This window comes from Butyrivibrio sp. DSM 10294 (assembly GCF_028539135.1).
Lineage (GTDB): Bacteria > Bacillota > Clostridia > Lachnospirales > Lachnospiraceae > Butyrivibrio.
This window is the reverse complement of record NZ_JANSWL010000034.1, coordinates 19959-39926: the sequence shown is the minus strand read 5'-3', so window position 1 is coordinate 39926 and position 19968 is coordinate 19959. Positions and strand designations below refer to the sequence as shown.

Sequence of the window (19968 nt, the reverse complement as noted above, 5' to 3'; positions counted from 1 at the left end):
ATCATAGTATATTTTGAATGTAATACTGAACTCTCTGCATAAGAGCGGGATCGGGAATGGTCCTTGCAACACTCTCAAGTCTTGCTCTGATCATGATTCTCTTGGCCTCTTCCTCATCAATGCCTCTTGACTGCATGTAGAAAAGAAGATCCTCACCCAGCTGTCCGATTGTGGCGCCGTGGCGTCCGTCTACGTCCTCTTCCTGACAGAGGATAACGGGCATTGAGCGGTTCACAACGTCGGGAGAAAGAAGGAGTGCATCCTCCTGCTCATCACCGGCTGAACCTGAGCTGCCGTTCTTGAAATCAATGGTTCCTCTGAAGGTCTTCTTGGCCTCATCGAGAAGAACGCCCTTGAACTGCATGGAAGCATTGGTCTTCTTGCCTCTGTGGTCGGAGACATAGTTGATATCGAGCTTCTCATCTCCGCGGCAAAGGTATCCCATATTTGAGAATAGCTCTGCCTCTTTTTCCGCAAGGTTGATATAACTTCCTGTCCAAACCTTGCTAGCTCCAAGCTCGAGAGTTGTTATGTTGATGGCGCCCTGTGTAAAGCAGGCTCCGCCGATATCATCAAAATGAGTAAAGTTTCTGCCAAGGAGCTGTGCCTTAACCAGGTTGATCTTGGCTCCGTCCTCTGCAAGAAGTCTTGTGCTGACTCCAAGGAAGCCCTCAGCGTCTGCTTCTGAGTTGTAATCCATGATTACGGTAATCTCGGAATCTCTCTTGGCGTGGATGACCTGGCCTGTGAGAACGCCCTGTCCCTTATCCATGTTAAAGTTAAGGATCACGGGTTCATTTGCCTTGACGCCCTCTTCTACTGTATAGACGTCAACCATGGCTCCTACGGACTCCATGAGATCATCCACATCTGCACCCATTCCGGTTCTTACAGCCTGGGAGGCATCTCTTGCGGAGGTGTCGCCGTTGGGAACTCCGGGAACGCCTGTGGATACCAGGATTCTCTCACTGTTTTGTCTAAAGAGCTCGCCTGCCTCGGTAAAGGATACCCTTTTTACGCTGATACCCTGTGGAATGGATGCTGCCTCGGGGCTGACAAGCTTATCAATATTTATATCGGATCCGGTGATGGCACTGTCGTTTACGTGTAAAAAATTGTAGGTAAGAACCGGCAGTACATTAACCTTCATATTCAAGTCTTTTTTCATATCAGTACCTTACATGTTTCCGCTCATCTCTAATTTGATGAGGTTATTCATCTCAACCGCATACTCAAGAGGAAGCTCCTTGGATACAGGGTTGGCAAAGCCGCTAACGATCATGGCCTTGGCGTCCTCTTCGCTGATGCCGCGGCTCATGAGATAGAAAATAGCTTCGTCGCTGATCCTTCCGATCTTAGCTTCGTGTCCTACGTCAGCATCGTCTGTGCGAATATCCATTCCGGGGATCGTGTCCGCTCTGGAAATGGAATCAAGCATAAGGGAATCACAGGATACGGATGCCTTAGCTTTTTTGGCCGTGCTGTTAATAACTACACTGCTGCGGTAGGTTCCGATTCCGCCGTCCTTGGAGATGGACTTGGTGGAAATAAAGGATGAGGTGCGCTGTCCCTGGTGAACTACCTTGGCTCCGGTATCAAGGTTCTGACCCTTGCCGGCAAAGGTGATTCCGGTAAATTCCATCTGGGACTCGTCGCCCTTAAGTATTGTCATAGGATACAGGTAAGAAGTGTGGGAACCAAAGGATCCAGAAACCCACTCCATTCTTCCGCCTTCCTCTACGATGGCTCTCTTGGTGTTGAGGTTGTACATATTCTTGGACCAGTTCTCAATGGTTGAGTAACGAAGTCTCGCATTCTTGCCTACATAGAGCTCAACACAGCCTGCATGAAGGTTGGCAACGTTGTACTTGGGAGCAGAACAGCCTTCGATGAAGTGAAGATCTGCACCTTCGTCTACTATAATAAGTGTGTGCTCGAACTGACCGGCTCCGGCCGCATTAAGTCTGAAATAGGACTGCAGCGGAATGTCCACCTTAACTCCCTTGGGAACATATACGAAGGATCCGCCTGACCATACTGCGCCGTGAAGCGCTGCAAATTTATGGTCTGTGGGAGGCACCAGCTTCATGAAGTGGGACTTTATCATATCTGCATAAGGTCCTCTCATGGCGCTCTCAAGGTCTGTGTAGATGACGCCCTGGGCTGCCACTTCATCTTTTACATTGTGGTACACGAGCTCGGAATCGTACTGAGCACCTACGCCTGCAAGAGACTCACGCTCTGCCTGGGGAATACCCAGCTTCTCGAAGGTGTTCTTGATGTCCTCGGGAACTTCTTCCCAGCTGCCCTTCATGTCGGACTTGTGTCTAACATAAGAAGAGATCTTGTCCATATCAAGGCCGTCGATATCGGGGCCCCAATCAGGAATCTTAAGGTCGTTGTAGATACCAAGGCACTTAAGTCTAAAGTCCCTCATCCACTCTGGGTCATTCTTCTCCTCTGAAACCTTGAGAACGGTCTCCTCTGTGAGACCTTCCTTCATGCGGTAGAAGTCCTGCTCGTTCTCTATATCTTTAAAATCGTATAAGCTGTGGTCGATATCGGCCACTATCTGCTTGTTATCGCTCATATCAATCCTCGTCTGTTAAAAATCTCTCGAATCCGTTAGCATTGATCTCGTCCACAAGAGTTCCGTCGCCGGTGTGCACGATCTTACCCTTGACCAAAACGTGTGTGTAATCAACGTGAAGGGATTCAAGGATCTTGGTGCTGTGAGTGATGATAAGAAGGGCCCCGTCCTTCTTTTTCTGATATTCCTCGATGCCCTTGGATACGGTTCTAACTGCGTCTACGTCAAGACCTGAGTCTGTCTCGTCGAGAATTGCGAACTTGGGATTCAGCATAAGAAGCTGAAGGATCTCCGCCTTTTTCTTCTCACCGCCTGAGAAACCTACGTTAAGGTCTCTGTCTGCATAGGACTCGTCCATGGAAAGAAGCTCCATAGCAGCCTTCAGTGACTTCTGGAAAGCCATGAGCTTGACGGGAGCGCCTGTCTGGGCATGATATGAATTTCTTATGAAGCTGGAAAGTGAGATTCCGGGAACCTCATAAGGATTCTGGAAGGAAAGGAACATTCCGGCCTTGGCTCTCTTATCGGCAGCGCTGGCTGTGATGTCCTCACCATCAAAAATGATATTACCTCCGGTCACGTTGTAATGGGGGTTGCCCATAAGTGTGAAGCCAAGAGTGGACTTGCCGGCACCGTTGGGTCCCATAAGTACGTGGGTCTCGCCGGGCTTGATGTCCAGATTGATGTTATGAAGTATAGGAAGTTCGTTGTCGATTGAAACCGATAAATCCTTTACCTGCAAAAGAGACTGTTCTGACATGATCTGTTTCCTTTCCGAAAAATACATAATATATATTGAAGTGTAGTTGATGTCTAAATTTTTCACATATCCTACTACATTGGTAGGAATTATCTTAACACCCACAAAGACTGTTGTCAAATGCAGAAAAATAAAAGTTTGCAACAGCAATCCCTAGTTTAACATAAAAGTGCTTGACATACCACTTAAAGTTAAGTAATATATATTCTTGTCAGCACCGTGCGGGTGTAGTTCAATGGTAGAACACTAGCCTTCCAAGCTAGATACGTGGGTTCGATTCCCATCACCCGCTTTACAACAAGGATAGTCATGAGCTATCCTGTTTTTTTGCAAAAATTCTAAATGCAAATGGTTTGCATTTGCATTTATGCCAGGGTCAGAAAGTCTTGCGCGGAGCAATCCGTGGCATAACTATACCTACACCAAGGAGATAATTATGGAATTACTTATCGACATTGTAAAAGACGGCGTCATCGACTCCGTTAAGATACTACCCTTCCTTTTTATTACATATCTAATTATGGAATATCTGGAGCACAAAACTCAGGATTTCACCCAGGACATTGTCCAGAAGACTGAGCATTTCGGTCCTCTCTGGGGCGGTCTTATCGGAATCTTCCCTCAGTGCGGCTTCTCTGCAGCAGCTTCCAATCTCTATGCAGGAAGAGTCATAACTCTGGGAACACTGATCGCCATATATCTGTCAACTTCAGATGAGATGATCCCGCTTTTCATATCAGAGCAGTTTCCTGTGGGAACCATGATCAAGATTCTGGCTGTGAAGGCTGTGATCGGTATTATCGCAGGCTTTGTTATCGATGCAGTGGTTCACTACTACCACAAGATCAAGGGCAGATCCCTTAACGATCCCGTCAACATTGAAGCTCTCTGTGAAAAAGAGCACTGCCACTGCGAGGAAGAGGACCACGAGGGACCTCTTGGAATCGTTAAGTCTGCATTTGTTCATACGATGCACATTTTCCTGTTCGTGCTTGTACTTTCATTAATACTTAATGCTGCTATCGAGCTGATCGGCTCAGAGAACCTTTCAGCAATGCTCAAGACAAGCCCTGTGATCAGCCATATCCTGGCTGGAATCATCGGACTTATTCCTAACTGCGCAGCTTCAGTTATCATCTCTACTCTGTATCTTGATCAGATGATCACCTTCGGAACTATGATGAGCGGACTGCTGGTGGGAGCCGGAATCGGACTGCTGGTGCTGTTCAGAGTAAATGACGACAAGAAACAGAATATCAACATTACTATATTGTTATTTGTTGTTGGTACTGTAGTTGGACTTTTGCTGGACTTGATAGGAATTAAATTATAAGGATACATCAAAGGGACGGTTGTGAGTCAAAGGGGACGGTTCTTGCTGACTCACGAAGCGAGTCAGCAAGAACCGTCCCCTTTGACTCACAACCGCCCAAAAATCGGAGGAAATATGAACTGCAAGATACATCACGAGCACTATGATGAGATAATAGATAAGTTCTGGCCTGAGGGCTTCAAGAAGACCAAGCAGAGAATCGACATCTTCAAGATCCTTCACGCCTCTGAGACACCGCTTTCAGCGGCTGAGATCTACAATCAGCTTCTTGCTGACACGTCAAAGGAGCAATATGCTTTTTCAACCATTTACAGAACGCTCCTGGCCTTCGAAAAAGCAGGAATCGTAACCAAAAGTGTCCTCTCCACTGAGGACAATGCAATCTACGAACTTTCCCTTGGCACCCACAAGCACTATGCAATATGCCTGTCCTGCCATAAAAAGTTCCCTATACAGGCCTGCCCTATGCATATAATATCGGAGGAGGTTAACCAGACCCTCCCTGATTTTCGCATCACAGGCCACCAGTTGGAAGTCTACGGCTATTGCAGAGACTGCCAGTAATTATTATAGGGGCCAGGTCAAGATGTTTTCACTTATACCCATCTGTATACCGTATCTATGGTCTTTTCATCCTTCATCTTAAGGATAAAGTTGCCACGGAGCAGCTTATCTTCGCCGTTTTCACGGAATCTAACAAAGAAATGTGATGTCAGGTATCCATCATAAAATCTGGCATCTGCGATGTTTACACTGACAAGCTCTAAGGGCCCGGTAGCTACCACGTCATTGTCTGCAACAGCCTTTTCAATGATAGTCCTGGTCTCAGTAAAATAGGAATCTACAGCCTCTGTAATCCTTTGTACATCCTCTTCGCCGCCCATATCCACTGATGTTACAGGCTTCAAAGCTTCAAGGATATGCCTTATTACAGGCTGATCCTTAGCTCCGTAGCGTAAATCCCCCGCCTGGATCATGGCATTTATCATAAGTGCCCCGGTATAATATCCGCATATTCTTATAGGGAAGTAATACTCCGGCTTCACCATTTTTTCCCTCATATAATCCGTAAGGACCTTGGCTTCCTTGCCATCAAGCTGCTCAAGCACCTGCCATTCAACGTAGTTCGCAGAGCCCTCGATAGCTTCTATAGAGCACTCATAGCCAAACTCATAAGGAAACTTTTCACTACGATATTTCCTGCAGGCAAGAAGCTTCTCATACTTTTCTCTGTCAAAATGGTCTAATAACCCCAGCAGGAGCCTGCTCTCACGAAGCTTCAAGCTCAGGTTTTCCGCGCTGTATTTGTACTTAAACGGAGCCTCTCTCTCATCTGCCCAGCAGTCCCAGCCCTCTTTTTCCTGAAAGGCATGGAACATCTCGTGTATGATAAACGATGCAAAAACGGATGGCGGCAATTCCTCTTGCACATTCCAAATCGCGATATTCTCGCCCTGATATTCAATAGCAGTATTGGCACAAAACTCTATGGTCTTCTCAACATACCTTCCATCAAAAAAACATTTCTCATCGTCATAAATAGCAAACTTGAGAGGAATAAAACCTTCCCAAAGCTTAGAAAAATCCACCTTTGCAATCTCTTGCGCCACGCTATAATACAGCTTCTCTAAATCTATCTTCCCCATATCAGCAGTCCTCTCCCATTTTTCTGCCAAGCAGCCAAAAGTGGTTTTGCCCATCCTCAGAAAAATCCATGGCACACCTGATCTGACGGCTCTTTCCCTCATTTTGGGCCATTAGCATGCTAAGAATGATGTTGGCAAAGGCTGTGTGATTGGATTTTTTAGAGGAAAGCTTGAATAAAAGGGCATATGCCCTTCCATTCTCCAGTTCAGCGAACTCCTCATAGAAATCTCTGACATTGCTCCAACCATGCTTTTCATACACAACTTCAAATCCCGGATAATCCTGAACCGCTGACGGAGCCTTGCTTTCCTCATCCATCCAGTCCAGATGTTCATCTTTAGCGGCTCGTTCAATCATGTAATCAAAGAAAGAATCAACACTATCAACCGTCTTTTGATAGTCCTCTTTTGACAATCCAAACTCGTCCCTTGGATCATATTCCTCCATGCGGCTTTTGATCTCCGCGCGTAATTCTTCTATTCGTTCTTTCATCTGAGTCATTTCATGCTGATATGACCTGCGAATTTCTTTTATCTTCTGCAGCTTATCCTCAAGCTCCTGTATCTTGGTGCCAAAAGCCTCTGCGATAGTCTCATCGTCTGCATCAAGATACTCTCTGATTTCTTCAATGGTGAAGCCTGCAGTCTGCAAGTTCTTGATCTTTACAAAATCAAGAGCCTGTTTTTCCTCATAATAACGATACCCTGTCCACTCATCTACCTTAACCGGTTTCAGCAGATCCATACGGTCATAATATCGCAGCGTCTGAGGGTTACAGCCACACAGACAGGCAAATTCCTTAATTGTCATACCGCATTTCTCCTTTCTGAATCCGTTATATCATTGCAGTTAAGTGTAAGGTCAATCATGAAAAATCTTTTTCATAAAAAATTCTTATACGCTGCGGCCTCTATATCCCACACCATTGAAGCCCTAGAAAAATGGCCCTTCACTTACTATAACATCTTGAATTGCTATCTGGTACTACATTCTGTTAAGATTATCCTCGTACGAAAAAAATATATGGAGGCACATATACAATGCTAGAATTAGTTACACCGACACTGAAAGATATGTGGTTCAGAGAAAGCCTTATGGCTGATGAAGAGACCATGTCATACAATCACGCCTGGGGCGGGACTATCCCTTTTCCCAAGGAAAGATGGGCCGGATGGTATGACTGCTGGATCGTTAATCACGAAAACAAAAGATTCTATAGATATCTGAAAGATGAAAACGGATTCGTTGGCGAAATTGCCTATCACTACGATTCCGAGTATGATGGCTACGTTGCGGACGTAATAATCTTCTCAAAATACAGAGGAAAAGGCTATGGCACACAGGGCCTGGAACTCCTTTGCTCCGCAGCAAAAGAAAACGGAATTACCGTGCTGTACGACGACATCGCCATCGACAACACCGCCATCAGCCTCTTCCTAAAACACGGCTTCTATGAAGACTATAGAACCGAAGAAAAGATAGTATTGAAAAAAGAATTGGGGATATAAAAATCCCCAATTCTAAAAATCCCCAATTCTTTATTGGGATATTTCTTCAAAGTCCCTGAGAACATTTGAGGTATATACCTTAGCTGTATCATTGTATTTGGCTACCATTGCAGCACTATCACCTGCAGGTGATTTCTTAAGAGTTTCTATGAAAACTGCATTATAATTCCTGCAGCATTCCAGCACCTGATAGTTATCTTCGCTGTCCAGAACGTTCTTCTCACCTCTGTCCACATTAAGGATCACATACGGATAGTTAAAGGATACCGCTTCATTAATAAGCTCACCGGCACAGGTTACATCAAATTCAACATAATCGATCTTCGCATCATCTTTTTTGTCCGCCCCATTGCACGCCACCAAAAGCATGCAGGCTACCGCAGCAACCACTGCGCATCTCCTAAAACTCATATATTTTAGAAACCTCCTCCATTTTTTCCGCCATTATATCACAAGGAATTTTAAAAAGATGATTTTCTGACGAATGACACCTGAAATTGAATGAATGACATATTTTACCCTGTCAAATCATTTTGGAAGGGAATCTTTTGACTATTACGATGCACAGGGAGCAAATTTAATGAATCGAAGATTTTTATTCCTATGATGCACAGGGAGCAATTTCCCGGCGGGTTTCTTCCTTGGTGAAAGTGCTGGAAAAATGCGCAGTTCTTGTACGACGACATGATTTTCAAGACGAGAGGGCGAAGGAATGACGACTGTCCACGAATAGGCATGAGTACGAGTCATTCCTTTGTCAGCAAGTCTATGAAAATCAGGAGGCGCACGAAAACAAGCTTTTTTACAGTGCTTTTGCCAAGGAAGAAACCTGCCGGGAAGTTGCTCCCGTCCTCACAGCCAAAAACTCCGCCAGGAAATTGCTCCCGGCATTGAAAGCATCAAAAAACCCCCGCCACGTATGTGACAGGGGTCGTAAATATGTACTGACTAAAGCAATTGATTTTCACTGGTTAGTAGTTACCTGATGTTAGAATCTAATTGAATTAGTTGTTTGCTGACTCTGATGTAGCCTCAGATGCTGCCTCAACAGCCTCCTCAGTTGTAGCTTCCTCAGCAGAAGCGTCCTCAGTAGCTTCCTCTACAGAAGCGTCCTCAGCAGAAGCATCCTCAGTTGCCTCCTCAACAGTAGCCTCAGATGCTGCCTCAACAGCCTCCTCAACAACTGCCTCTACAGTAGCAGCCTCAACTGCCTCTTCTACAGTAGCCTCAACAGCTGTCTCCTCAACAGTTGTCTCCTCTACAGCTGCCTCTCCGCAACCAGCAAGAACTGCTGCAGAAAGTGTAAGAACTGAAAGTAATGTTACGATATTCTTTTTCATAATATATAATCTCCTCTTTGTATACTGCTACCTCAGATCAGAATACTGTGCCACCCGGTGACACACAGTCTGAAGTAGTCAATTGCTTCAGTACAAAATTAGATTATATACTTATGATTTTGAATTGTCATGAATCAACTTGTGCAATTTAGATTAACCAATCAGCAATTTGTTGTGCATATTGCACAATTAAAATTCATCAAGAATCAGCCGGAAACGCCACTGGATGCTGAATCTGCGGCATCTTCAGAGGCTGAACTTCCCTCTGCTCCTTCATCCGTATTTTTCGTTTCCTCTTCCTTTACATAAGAGCCAAGCTGCGCCTCTGCCTCTCCTGTTTCAGTGTTCATCTTGAGAGTTAAGGAGGTTCCGTCGGCGCCTATGCCGGCAAGGCCTTCAAGAGGCATAGCATACTCTTTGCCATTCTCATCGGAAGCTACCAGCTCCCAGGCACTTGAATCTGCGTGAACCTGCAGCATGACTCCCATAAGAGTATATCCATCAGTCAGAACAACGCCGTCTCCAAGAAGGTTATCTGACAATGTATCTGTGGTAACATCATGGAGCTTAAGACTTGTGATATTAACTCCCATCTTATTAAGAACATAGCACTCAACCTCAAGATGCTTGGCGGCCTCTGTCCTCTCTGCCTCCTCGCTGTCGTAGGTCTTGTCCATAACTCCGACAATTGCCTCATATTCGGTAATAAGAGTCCTTATAGTCGGAAGATATTCATCGATCTTCTTGTCGCTCATCTTGGTAAAGTCAACGGTCAGCGTCTCTTCAACCTGAGCTGAGAGCTCATCGAGCTTACCTCTGTTGGACTCCTCGGTGAGATCCAGGTACTTCTGCTCAGCGCGGCCTCTGTATTCAACCAGTGTATTTCTGGCGTTATTGGCTTCGGCCAGCTTCTCGTCGGAGGGCTTGCAGGCAACCAGCATAAGGCCTGTGAGGATCATGACTAAAAGGGTTCTGATTTTTTTCTTATTCATTATATTTATCCTATCTCTGTAAGTATTGATGCGTCACTGCACATTATAACACTTAAGAGAGAAAATCACATCTATAGGCTCGCAGGCCCCTCAGACACAGCACTTACAAATTTCCGTCCGGGCCGTAATAATAATAGTCCATGATAAGTCCAACGACCTGAGTGTAGTTGACCTTGCCCTCCAGCACGCCGTTGACCTTGAGGTTGGTGTCGATAAAAACGTCTGCTGCCTTCTTGACGGTCTCGGTCTTGATCACCGCTTTTTTCTCAACTTCCTTCCACTCCTCCTCGGTGACGAACTGGTTGTCATACTTAACCCTGTCGGAGATCTTCACGTGGGAATTGTACACGCTTTTGTCCACAGCACGGTAAAAATCGTTGTTGATATAATTAAGAACTCCCAGATATCCACTGTACTGGAACACGATGTCATCGGATCTGATGCAGGCAAGGAATCCAAAGAAGTTGGCCTCGTCCTCGTAGATATATCCTTGGGTGTGAGCCAGCTCATGGCACATGGTAAAGGGCTTGTTCATGATCGACATCTTGGAATTGATATTGGCTTCCATGGAAAAAGGGAAGTAGTAGCCCTGCATGTACTGCTGACACATGAACTCGCTGAAGTACAGCTCCTTGGGAGTTCCAAAGTACCCGTCAAATCTCTTGTAATCCTTGGAAAGGTTTCTCATGGCCGCTCTGGCAGTCTCTGTCATATCCCCTTCGTAGACCACATTTCCCTTCTCGTCACGGGGCATCTGCTTACTTAGTTCATTGCACTTTTTTACCATATAGTCCCTAAGATCTGCCAGCTGCTGAAGATCGTACTCCTCAGAAGGTGCATAGGTTGGAACCTTGGTGCAGTGATAGAGGACAAAGCAGTTAAGGCTCATGACTACGCAGGTGATGGCAAGAAGGATTGGCGTAACATGGTAAAAAAAGTCCGACATGCGATCCAGTACCTTTTTAACCTTGGTCAGCTTGGACTCTTCATTGTCTTTTTTATCTGAAATAAGCCTGAATACTATAAGGAAAATTGTGTGAAGCAGAATAAAGACCACTGTAACCACAACGTAGATTACCACTGCAACAAGAAGCCACTCACCAAAAGAAAATGGTAACAAGCTCGTAAGTCTGCTGTATACAGATGTGATCTTCGGGAAAATGTTGTCGGTGTAGAAGTCAGAAAAAGTCGCACTCTTCCATGCGACCAGATTGAATATTACAGAAAAAATAAGTGCTATAACAACAGGAAATGAAAATGCCTTCTTCGTTTTCATGTCCGTAACCCCCAGTGCCCCAGATATGAATATATTTTACCTCGAAATTATGTCCTCAAAATGTCCAAAACGAAGCAAATTGTTCATATTTTATACATATATTAGAACCATTTTAGGTTAGCTTAAGGTTAACCATGTTAGAATTATAATAGAAACCGCTTATCTTTTATGAATATGAAGGAATACATACATGAAATTACTACTTGCAGATGACGAAAAAGAATTATCAAACGCACTGGTTGCGATACTTAAACACAGCAATTACACCGTGGATGCGGTATACAACGGAACCGACGCATTGGACTACGCACTTACCGGCGACTACGACGGCATCATTCTGGACATCATGATGCCCGGTATGGATGGAATGGAAGTCCTTAAGAACCTGAGATCCAAAGGTATCTCCACGCCGGTCCTCTTCCTCACAGCCAAGACAGAAGTGGACGACAGGATAAAAGGGCTGGATCTTGGAGCCGACGACTATCTGCCCAAGCCCTTTGACATGGGAGAACTCCTTGCAAGGGTCCGTGCCATGTTGAGAAGGAAAGAAGAATACGCTCCCTCCAATCTGACCTGCGGAAACCTCTCACTGGACAGAGTATCCTTCGAGCTGACAACCCCTGGCCATGACCCGATTCGACTTTCCAACAGGGAATTCCAGATGATGGAAATGCTGATGACAGGCCCCGGAAGAATAATCTCCGTGGATTCCTTCATGGACCGTATCTGGTCAGATGGCGAAGCCGACGTAAATGTGGTATGGGTATACATCTCCAACCTCAGGAAAAAACTGGCTTCTCTGGAAGCCACCTGTGAGCTCAAAGCCTCAAGAGGCCTTGGCTATTCAATAAACGAGGTTAAATAATGGAAGCTGAAAAGAGTATGATAAAAAAGCTGCGGAGAAAATTCGTCAAGACCGCAATGCTATCACTCCTTGTGATCATCATTATCATGATCGCATTTATCAATCTGGTGAATGTACACAGGCTTGTTTCTGATGCGGACAATCTCCTGGTCATGCTGACAGACAATGACGGAGAATTTCCGGACATGCGCATCATAATTGAAGGTCAGGGGCAGTCGGGGGGATTTCCCGGTGACCCGGAAGAAGACAGGAAGAATCCCGGTGGAATTGGAAAGGGCCCCAAAAATCCGAGCTCTAATGATCCAAACGCCTTATTTACCCTTGAAAAGCTTAACGACAACAGATCCCGTGAAATGCCCTACCGGACCAGATATTTCTATGTGAAGTTCGATGAGTCAGGTGAGATTACAACCACCAACACTCAGCATATCGCGGTGATAGATGAAGAGACTGCACAGAGCTATGCACAGGCTGTTTACGAGAACAAGGACAACAAGGGATTCTATCACACCTACAGATATCAGCAGCTGATAGCCCCGGACGGCAAGAGCATCATCGTTTTTACCGACCTTAGTACCGCTCTGGTGGATGCTTATACGTTGCTGTTCCAGTCGCTCCTTATAGGACTTTTTGCCCTGATTGCCATGTTTATCCTGGTATATCTCTTCTCGGGAAAAGCGGTGGCTCCTGTGGTTGAGTCCCTCGAGAAGCAGAAGCGCTTTATCACCGATGCAGGTCATGAACTGAAGACACCGCTGGCTGTTATCTCAGCAAATGTGGATGTTCTGGAGCTTGAAGCGGGAAAGAGCGAATGGACCGGAAGTATCCGCAATCAGATAAAGAGAATGAATTCACTGGTCAAAAATATGCTGACACTCTCAAGGATGGACGAAGATGTGATGCATGTAGTCTACTCCGATTTTGACATGAGCAGTGCCGTAAAAGAGACCGCCGAGAGCTTTGCTCCCATAGCAGAAGCCGGCGAGAAAAATTTCAGGATGGATATAGAGGAAGAGATTCATATTACCGGAGACAAAAATGCAATCAACCAGCTGACTTCTCTCCTTCTTGATAACGCCATGAAATACTCCTCCGAAAAGGGCAGCGTTCATATCCTTCTGTCCAGAGCTAAAAATATCGTGCTGGAGGTTTCCAACACCTGCGACAGTATTCCTTCGGGAAATCTTGATAAGCTTTTTGACAGATTCTACAGAGCAGATTCCTCAAGAAGCAGAGAAAGCGGAGGCTTCGGAATAGGCCTGTCTGTAGCCAGAGCCATAGCTATCTCCCACGGTGGTACCATCGAAGCCTTGAAGGACGGCGACAGGATCATAAGGTTCGTGGTAACCCTGCCGAAGCAGCTTCCCAAGAATCTGCTGGCAAGAAATGCTAAGTGATTATCTGTAAATTAAATTAATCATTAAAAAAGTATAAACTCTCGCACAAGTTTATACTTTTTTTAGATATAAATTTCGTAAAATTGTCCGAAAATACGCATTATTACTGAACTTCTATGATATAATTAATAAATCACAATTTAACTTAATTATATTACTGACTGGAGGGATGCGTATGTACAAAAGCGGGGACAAAGTTATTATTCTTGATTACAACCAGAAACCTCTCGTTCCACAAGTAGTTGCAGAGATTGAGGATGTGATCGCAGAAGACCGAGTAAGACTCAAACTTCCTGACAACGCTTGTTGTCTTGAGTTTGTTGATCGTTTTGAAAAGATTGATGAAGAAACCTATGAAAAGTATCTCCACGCTGTGCATGAGCGCGAAAAGGAGCTTCCTGTAGACCTTCAGCTGGACATCAGGAAATTCGCTTCCAAGCATCCGCGCCGCAGAAAAGACGAGATCATTAAGATGTTCGATCAGGACAAGCGCTATGTTTCAGTGCTTAACGCTTACACAGGCCGTGTTAATATGTACGGCGAAGAGAACATCAACGACCGCTTCCTTTTTGAGTACAAGGAAGCGCTGTACGGAATTGTTGAAACAAGAACCTTCTTCCATGAGCTTGATGAATCCATCAAGGTTCCGGATTTAGTATAACTAATACAAGTGCCTGTCCCCATCAGCAACAGGGAACAGGCACCTTTTTATTATCTTCTACTATCTGCAATTATCTTAATCCCGATTCCTATACATACGAAAAGATACGGTGTTGAAGTTGTCTGAGAGAATGACACAAGGCTGTTGAGGAAATAGGCTGCAATGGGAAGTGCAAAGACTATAGCGGAGCCTTCGATGCCATTGGCATTATCAGAATCACTCTTATGACCTTCGGCTACCCACATAAGTCCGAGCACACTGCTGACTATAAGCCCCAGATAGGCTGCTGCTCCAACAAATCCCGTTTGAATAAGTACTGTAAGAAGTTCGCAGTGGGCATTGGTAAGTCTTGATCCGTCAAAAGCTTCGTAAACCGCATGGCTTAAATCTTTGTCTGATCTGATGAAAGTAAAATAGCAGTCCTGGCCCACACCGATAAGTTTCTGTAAAAAGGACTCCTTGGAAAAAGCCTCTGTGGAAAGTCTCCAGATAATTCCTCTTCCGTTTCCGAAATCATCGCTCAGGTTATTGGCAAGAAACAGAAGTGCCACTACGCCTGTAGCAACCACAAGTCCCCAGAGAATCATACGATAAGCATTCTTATAAAAGGGTACTTTGATCTCATCAAACAGACAGCCGAGCCTGTATATACAGACCGCTGCAGCTACAAGAATCAATCCCACATGCTTTGCGCAGGAGATGATGAGAAGGCTCGCTTCATAGGTGTAGCTGTTCTGAAAAGCCAGGAACAATAGGCCTGCTATCTCCATACCTATTCCCAGGATTGCAATTTGCAGAAGAAATTTTTTGCAATTCTCTCTGTCTCTGAAGCCGTTAAATGCAAGGAGAGCCATAACCGCTGCCACGATCAAAAGCGCGCTCTCGCTTCCCTGGAGGAAAATTGTGGCAAATCCAACAATCTCATATACTGCGCAGGCAAAGAAGCCCTTGGAAAATCTTTTTTCCCTGTAACAGAGTCCTGCCCCTATTGGCACAAATATGGATAAATAGCCGGTGTACCAGTTGATGTTTCCGAGAGTTGCGAGGAAGGAATTGTTCCTGCCGTTAACAGCAAGGGGATAGATTCCGAATCTGTTGATGATTCCAAGAAGGAACATAAGAAACGGGACAATGAGGCATAGAGCTGCGATGTAGCCTTCTATTTTTTTCTTTGGGATAAAGCCGTATTTCGAGATAAAAAGAGCAATTATCGCGGCAAATCCCCAGGTCATAAAGCCGGTTCGCCAGCCGTCGAGGCCGAAGAAGGCGATTTTTTTGTCCATGGAAAAGGCAAGGGATAGGAGGGAGGTCAGGATGAAAGCAAGGAGGAAAGCTCGTGGTTTGAGAAAAGAAAGTGTTTCCGCTTTGCTCAAGTGAACCGGAGCATTGCCATTTGGCTTTTTTAGTTTGCTTGCCACTGACATGGTAAGTAATGCCATTATATTTACGATAAGGAAGCTACTTGCAATCCAAAGAAAGGCGATGCCCTTGGCTTCGCCCAGCTTGTAATAGCCGTCTCGCATGTATAGTGGCAAAATTACGCACAATATTATTATGTATACTGCCTGTATAAAGTTCATTTATTTTCCCGCTAGTATCCCACACCCTTATATCAATTACAACTTTAGTATTCCGCGTATCTGCAGATTATCGGGTTTAATTTCGAAGGTTGTCCGCTTGCCTGTCTTTGGGTGGTCACAGACAAACTTATGACAGACAAGGCAAACGTCCTTCACATTCTGCTCTTTTGAAAATGCGATAGATTCATCACTTCCGTATTTCTGATCTCCGAGGAGCGGATAGCCCAGGTAGGAGAGCTGCGCTCTGATCTGGTGATAGCGGCCGGTGAGGAGCTTAACTTCAAGTAAAGTAACCGGTTTCTCACCAATAAATGATCTGGCGATAACCTTGTAATCAAGCTCGGCGTTCTTGATACCAAGAGCCATAATAGTTATTTTCTCTCCGGACTTAAGCGTCACTGAATAGTCCTCCAGAGATGCTGCTTCTTTATCGGAGAGAACAACTGCTCTAAGATTATGGTCATCCCGGGCCATGTTGTTTTGAAGATGCCCTTCATCTCCCGGAATGTCGCCGTAGCAAAGGGCATAGTAATACTTATCAGTGGTCTTGTCCTTAATCTGCCCGGAAAGGCTGGTAGCTGCTGCCTTGGTCTTAGCCAGCACAAGAACACCTTCTACAGGCTGATCAAGGCGGTTGACGGTGGCTACATAGGGCAAGCCCCGGTCTTTGCCTCCGGCTTCCCTATGTTTCCTGGCCAGATAGTTTCTGACATTACTTACCACATCCATGGTGCCGACTCTTGCCCCTTCTGTGGCAACGCCGGCAGGCTTGTGGCAGGCTATTATGTGATGATCTTCATAAATATACTTAATTTCTCTCATAAGAATATTTTACCATTTGTATATCACTTTACAGGCTGAAATTTCGCTTTCACATGAATTTTCCCTTTGCTGCCTTTAACGATAGTCGTTGTGGTTCCCTTAACAGTAACTGTGACAGTTGAAGGAGCGGTTACTTCCCAGCCTGTGAACTTATAACCCTTTTTCTTGGGTGCAGGAAGCTTGACAGCCTTGTCAGAATTATAGGAATTTACAGGGCCGGCAAGGGTTCCGCCGCTTAAGTCATAGGTTATTCTGTAAGTTGAAGTTTAGTAATTGAGTTCCTATAGGCGTCCCAGGGTGCGCCATGAATGCTGTAGTCAGGCATGGATCCGCTACCCTTAATGGTAAGAGTTCCGCCGTTATAATCCCAGCTCATGTTGGGAGTAACGTCTCCGCCAAGAAGCTGCGCTTCGCCGTCTAATGTGTCATCACCGATTTCTTCAGCAATGGATGTGCTTGTTTCTTCGGTGTAAGTTTCTACGTCATTGGCGCTTACATCATAAGAGGCTACTTCTGATGCCTCATCCGACACATCATCTGACGTATCTTCCGATTCCTCTATGGCGATGATTTCCTCATCTTCGAACACTGTTACATTTTCATCCTCGGAATCTGTTATGGTCTCGTCTTCTGAAACCGTCACATTTTCCTCTTCAAGGGTTGAGATTTCGGAGCTTGAATTATCTGCCGCCATGCTGACAAAACCGCTCTGCGCTACCAGATTCACTGCCAGCACAAGACCGAGGCTCCTGTAGAACATACTTTTTTTCATACTGCCTTAATCCTCCGCGTTTATTTCTCTCTCCCAAAGAAAAATTCTAAAGCCCGCAGAGCATTATTTCAACTGCAAAATAAAAGTGCCTGTCACCGAAAACGATGACAGACACTGAAGCTGCGATATTCCATTATACTTTGAAGCGATATCCAACGCCCCAGATTGTCTCAATATACTGAGGATTGGAGGTATCATACTCAATCTTCTCACGGATCTTCTTGATATGAACCGTTACGGTTGCGATATCACCGATGGAATCCATGTTCCAGATCTTACGGAACAGCTCCTCCTTGGTAAATACGTGATTGGGATTCTCTGCAAGGAAAGTAAGAAGATCGAACTCCTTGGTTGTGAAGCTCTTCTCCTGATCATCCACGTATACTCTTCTTGCGGTCTTGTCGATCTTGAGGCCTCTGATCTCTACAAAATCATTGGACTCATGACCTGAACCAACAAGTCTTGAGTATCTTGCCATGTGAGCCTTAACTCTGGCCACAAGTTCTGAAGGGCTGAAGGGCTTGGTGATATAATCATCGGCGCCAAGGCCCAATCCTCTTATTTTGTCGATGTCGTCCTTCTTGGCTGAAACCATGAGGATCGGTACATCCTTCTTTTCTCTGATGTGCTTACATACTTCAAAGCCATCCATTCCCGGAAGCATAAGGTCAAGAATTACAAGATCAAAGTCCTCTGCAAGAGCGGTTTCAAGACCTGCGTCTCCGGTGTTCTCGATTTTTACCTCAAAGTCACTAAGCTCAAGGTAATCCTTCTCAAGGTCAGCAATCGCCTCTTCGTCCTCAACAATAAGAATTTTGCTCATACACTAATCTTTACCTTTCTGTAGTTTTTTATGTATCCTGGTCTACTGTTACGGCCTCTGTTTCAGCCTCTGAACTGTCCGCATACTCAACGAACTTACGAAGTACGAAGTGCATGCAGGTTCCTTCTCCTTCATGGCTTGTAGCCCATATGTAGCCGCCATGATCTTCAATGATCTTTTTAACTATTGATAGTCCTATACCGCTGCCACCCTGCTTGGAATTTCTGGAAGCATCCGTTCTGTAGAATCGGTCGAAAATATTGGGAATATCTTTCTGGGCGATTCCCTTTCCGTTGTCCTCCAGCTCCACTCTGATGGAATCCAGCTCATCAAGGATCCTGATGTCGATCTGACCGCTGCCGTCATCTCGATTGAGGTACTTGACGCTGTTGCTGACGATATTGTTGACTACCCTCTTTATCTGCTCGGGATCCGCAACGATCTGTGTATCCGGAGTAGTAAGGTTCGAATAATTCAGCTCAATCTGTTTGCTCTCAAGATCTGCACCGATCTCTTCGATACAGTCTCCAAAGTAGTCAGCCACGTTGAGCTTGACGAAATTGTAAGGGATACGGTTGTTATCAATGCTGGAATACAGTGTAAGCTCATTAATAAGGTTGTTCATGTCGTTGGCCTTGCTATTAATGATCTTAATGTATTTCATCTGCTTCTCGGGGTTGTCGGCAACGCCCTCGATAAGTCCCTGGGAATATCCCTTGATTGCAGTGATAGGAGTCTTCAGATCATGGGAAATATTACTGATAAGCTCCTTGTTCTGCTTCTCTCTTTCTATTTTTTCCTCCGCGGATTCCTTAAGGCGAAGTCTCATGTCCTCATAGTTGCGATACATGGCTCCAATCTCGCCTTTTTCCTTGACGTCCGTCGGAAGCATATAGTCGAAATTGCCGTCCTTGATGTGCTGCATGGCCACGTTGAGCTCGTCAATTGGTTTGAAAAAGCTCCTTCCAATCCACATGGTCAGCAAAATGCTGGTAAGCAGCAGGATCAGAATGATGGCTATACTCATATATATTATTACCTGGGTGGTAAGCGCCGTGCGCAGCCCGGAAACAATATACAGAGAGCCTTCCTCTCCCGTGGTAAAGTGGAAATCGATCTGTCTTACAAGCCGTCTTGAGGATGTGTAGTAGATCCCGTTAACATTGGTGCCGTATCCGGGCAATTCCTTAAGTACGTCTCTGGCCCGCTCGTAGTTATCTACGTAGTAGACTGCATCCCCTTTTTTAACAATTATAAAAGCATATCTTTTTTCAACTCTGCTGTTTATCTCGCTAAGATAAGTGGTATTCTCAAGTACATAAGGATCAACCAAAAGTGCCAGCGCAATTTCTTTGGTGACCTCCTCCGTCATTTCGGAAAAGGCTCCTCCCGGATCAGAGAGCATTCCGTAGTCCAGGTTGGTGGGATAACCTACTGTCTGCTGCTTCCCTACCAAATAACTTCCCAATACAAGGTACGTTCCAACTGCCAGTATAATCGGTATTATTACAACCGCGATTGATGTGATCAAGAGTTTAGTACGAAAACGCATAGTGCCCCCTACATCTAATCTAAGTATAACATAAAAAAAGTACGGTTGTT

General features: G+C 45.1%; 21 protein-coding genes and 1 tRNA gene. 7 read left to right on the top strand and 15 right to left on the bottom strand.

Translation table 11 applies throughout. The features are described from left to right. Position 1 precedes the first annotated feature (1 nt). From NXH67_RS01320 to sufC, 3 genes are read right to left on the bottom strand one after another with little or no spacing between them, the layout of a single operon-like run. Entirely contained in the window at positions 2 to 1168 is a 1167-nt protein-coding gene (locus NXH67_RS01320) for a SufB/SufD family protein (protein WP_272796094.1), read from the bottom strand. 9 nt (positions 1169 to 1177) lie between these two features. Continuing rightward, entirely contained in the window at positions 1178 to 2590 is a 1413-nt protein-coding gene (gene sufB / locus NXH67_RS01315; protein ID WP_272796093.1) for a Fe-S cluster assembly protein SufB, read from the bottom strand. A gap of 1 nt (position 2591) precedes the next feature. After that, positions 2592 to 3350 carry a Fe-S cluster assembly ATPase SufC gene (gene sufC, locus NXH67_RS01310; RefSeq protein ID WP_022777338.1) on the bottom strand — a complete coding sequence of 253 codons (759 nt, stop codon included), beginning with the start codon at positions 3348 to 3350 and terminating at the stop codon, positions 2592 to 2594. A gap of 221 nt (positions 3351 to 3571) precedes the next feature. On the opposite strand from sufC, the gene NXH67_RS01305 reads away from it, so the two are divergent. The 3 genes from NXH67_RS01305 (at position 3572) to NXH67_RS01295 (ending at position 5247) form a co-directional block, all read left to right on the top strand. Further along, a tRNA-Gly gene (locus NXH67_RS01305) sits at positions 3572 to 3642 on the top strand. A gap of 144 nt (positions 3643 to 3786) precedes the next feature. Further along, positions 3787 to 4683: a putative manganese transporter gene (locus tag NXH67_RS01300; protein WP_272796091.1), complete on the top strand. Its 897-nt coding sequence runs from the start codon at positions 3787 to 3789 to the stop codon at positions 4681 to 4683. 114 nt (positions 4684 to 4797) lie between these two features. Next, positions 4798 to 5247, top strand: a complete 450-nt coding sequence (locus tag NXH67_RS01295) for a Fur family transcriptional regulator (RefSeq protein ID WP_022777340.1) — start codon at positions 4798 to 4800, stop codon at positions 5245 to 5247. A 32-nt stretch (positions 5248 to 5279) separates the two neighbouring features. On the opposite strand, the gene NXH67_RS01290 is transcribed toward NXH67_RS01295, so the two are convergent. Next, the gene (locus NXH67_RS01290; RefSeq protein WP_272796089.1) at positions 5280 to 6329 is read right to left on the bottom strand and encodes a hypothetical protein; all 1050 of its coding nucleotides are present in this window, start codon (positions 6327 to 6329) and stop codon (positions 5280 to 5282) included. Position 6330: 1 nt separating this feature from the next. Continuing rightward, the gene (locus tag NXH67_RS01285) at positions 6331 to 7140 is read right to left on the bottom strand and encodes a MerR family transcriptional regulator (protein WP_272796088.1); all 810 of its coding nucleotides are present in this window, start codon (positions 7138 to 7140) and stop codon (positions 6331 to 6333) included. A 230-nt stretch (positions 7141 to 7370) separates the two neighbouring features. Here NXH67_RS01285 and NXH67_RS01280 point away from each other — a divergent pair, with 230 nt between their 5' ends. Further along, positions 7371 to 7838 (top strand): GNAT family N-acetyltransferase, encoded by a 468-nt coding sequence (locus tag NXH67_RS01280; protein ID WP_022777343.1) that lies wholly within the window; start codon positions 7371 to 7373, stop codon positions 7836 to 7838. Between the two features lie 30 nt (positions 7839 to 7868). Here the strand turns inward: NXH67_RS01280 and NXH67_RS01275 are convergent, their stop codons facing one another. From NXH67_RS01275 to NXH67_RS01260, 4 genes are all read right to left on the bottom strand, one after another. Then, a complete protein-coding gene (locus NXH67_RS01275) occupies positions 7869 to 8249 on the bottom strand; it encodes a hypothetical protein (RefSeq protein WP_155830731.1) in 381 nt (126 codons plus the stop codon). Between the two features lie 593 nt (positions 8250 to 8842). Next, the gene (locus tag NXH67_RS01270) at positions 8843 to 9178 is read right to left on the bottom strand and encodes a hypothetical protein (RefSeq protein WP_022777345.1); all 336 of its coding nucleotides are present in this window, start codon (positions 9176 to 9178) and stop codon (positions 8843 to 8845) included. Between the two features lie 206 nt (positions 9179 to 9384). Further along, on the bottom strand, positions 9385 to 10170 hold the full coding sequence (locus NXH67_RS01265; protein WP_272796087.1) for a hypothetical protein: 786 nt from the start codon (positions 10168 to 10170) through the stop codon (positions 9385 to 9387). A 103-nt stretch (positions 10171 to 10273) separates the two neighbouring features. Then, positions 10274 to 11446, bottom strand: a complete 1173-nt coding sequence (locus NXH67_RS01260; protein ID WP_272796086.1) for a DUF3810 domain-containing protein — start codon at positions 11444 to 11446, stop codon at positions 10274 to 10276. A gap of 190 nt (positions 11447 to 11636) precedes the next feature. On the opposite strand from NXH67_RS01260, the gene NXH67_RS01255 reads away from it, so the two are divergent. The 3 genes from NXH67_RS01255 to NXH67_RS01245 all read left to right on the top strand — a co-directional run bounded on the left by NXH67_RS01255 (position 11637) and on the right by NXH67_RS01245 (position 14369). Beyond that, the gene (locus NXH67_RS01255) at positions 11637 to 12311 is read left to right on the top strand and encodes a response regulator transcription factor (RefSeq protein WP_022777348.1); all 675 of its coding nucleotides are present in this window, start codon (positions 11637 to 11639) and stop codon (positions 12309 to 12311) included. Continuing rightward, positions 12311 to 13708 carry a sensor histidine kinase gene (locus NXH67_RS01250; protein ID WP_272796085.1) on the top strand — a complete coding sequence of 466 codons (1398 nt, stop codon included), beginning with the start codon at positions 12311 to 12313 and terminating at the stop codon, positions 13706 to 13708. Before NXH67_RS01255 ends, NXH67_RS01250 begins: the two co-directional genes overlap by 1 nt. 175 nt (positions 13709 to 13883) lie before the next feature. Further along, positions 13884 to 14369 carry a hypothetical protein gene (locus NXH67_RS01245; protein ID WP_022777350.1) on the top strand — a complete coding sequence of 162 codons (486 nt, stop codon included), beginning with the start codon at positions 13884 to 13886 and terminating at the stop codon, positions 14367 to 14369. A gap of 50 nt (positions 14370 to 14419) precedes the next feature. Here NXH67_RS01245 and NXH67_RS01240 read toward each other — a convergent pair whose 3' ends face one another. The 6 genes from NXH67_RS01240 to NXH67_RS01220 all read right to left on the bottom strand — a co-directional run bounded on the left by NXH67_RS01240 (position 14420) and on the right by NXH67_RS01220 (position 19918). Beyond that, positions 14420 to 15904 carry an O-antigen ligase family protein gene (locus NXH67_RS01240; RefSeq protein WP_272796084.1) on the bottom strand — a complete coding sequence of 495 codons (1485 nt, stop codon included), beginning with the start codon at positions 15902 to 15904 and terminating at the stop codon, positions 14420 to 14422. A gap of 81 nt (positions 15905 to 15985) precedes the next feature. After that, positions 15986 to 16771 carry an RluA family pseudouridine synthase gene (locus NXH67_RS01235; protein WP_272796083.1) on the bottom strand — a complete coding sequence of 262 codons (786 nt, stop codon included), beginning with the start codon at positions 16769 to 16771 and terminating at the stop codon, positions 15986 to 15988. A gap of 23 nt (positions 16772 to 16794) precedes the next feature. Beyond that, complete coding sequence (locus NXH67_RS18415; RefSeq protein ID WP_442870175.1) at positions 16795 to 17022, bottom strand: InlB B-repeat-containing protein; 228 nt, start codon at positions 17020 to 17022, stop codon at positions 16795 to 16797. After that, complete coding sequence (locus NXH67_RS01230; protein WP_272796082.1) at positions 17019 to 17543, bottom strand: hypothetical protein; 525 nt, start codon at positions 17541 to 17543, stop codon at positions 17019 to 17021. Before NXH67_RS01230 ends, NXH67_RS18415 begins: the two co-directional genes overlap by 4 nt. Before the next feature lie 133 nt (positions 17544 to 17676). Then, positions 17677 to 18366 carry a response regulator transcription factor gene (locus tag NXH67_RS01225; RefSeq protein ID WP_022777354.1) on the bottom strand — a complete coding sequence of 230 codons (690 nt, stop codon included), beginning with the start codon at positions 18364 to 18366 and terminating at the stop codon, positions 17677 to 17679. Between the two features lie 28 nt (positions 18367 to 18394). After that, positions 18395 to 19918: a sensor histidine kinase gene (locus tag NXH67_RS01220; protein ID WP_022777355.1), complete on the bottom strand. Its 1524-nt coding sequence runs from the start codon at positions 19916 to 19918 to the stop codon at positions 18395 to 18397. Positions 19919 to 19968: the final 50 nt, after the last annotated feature.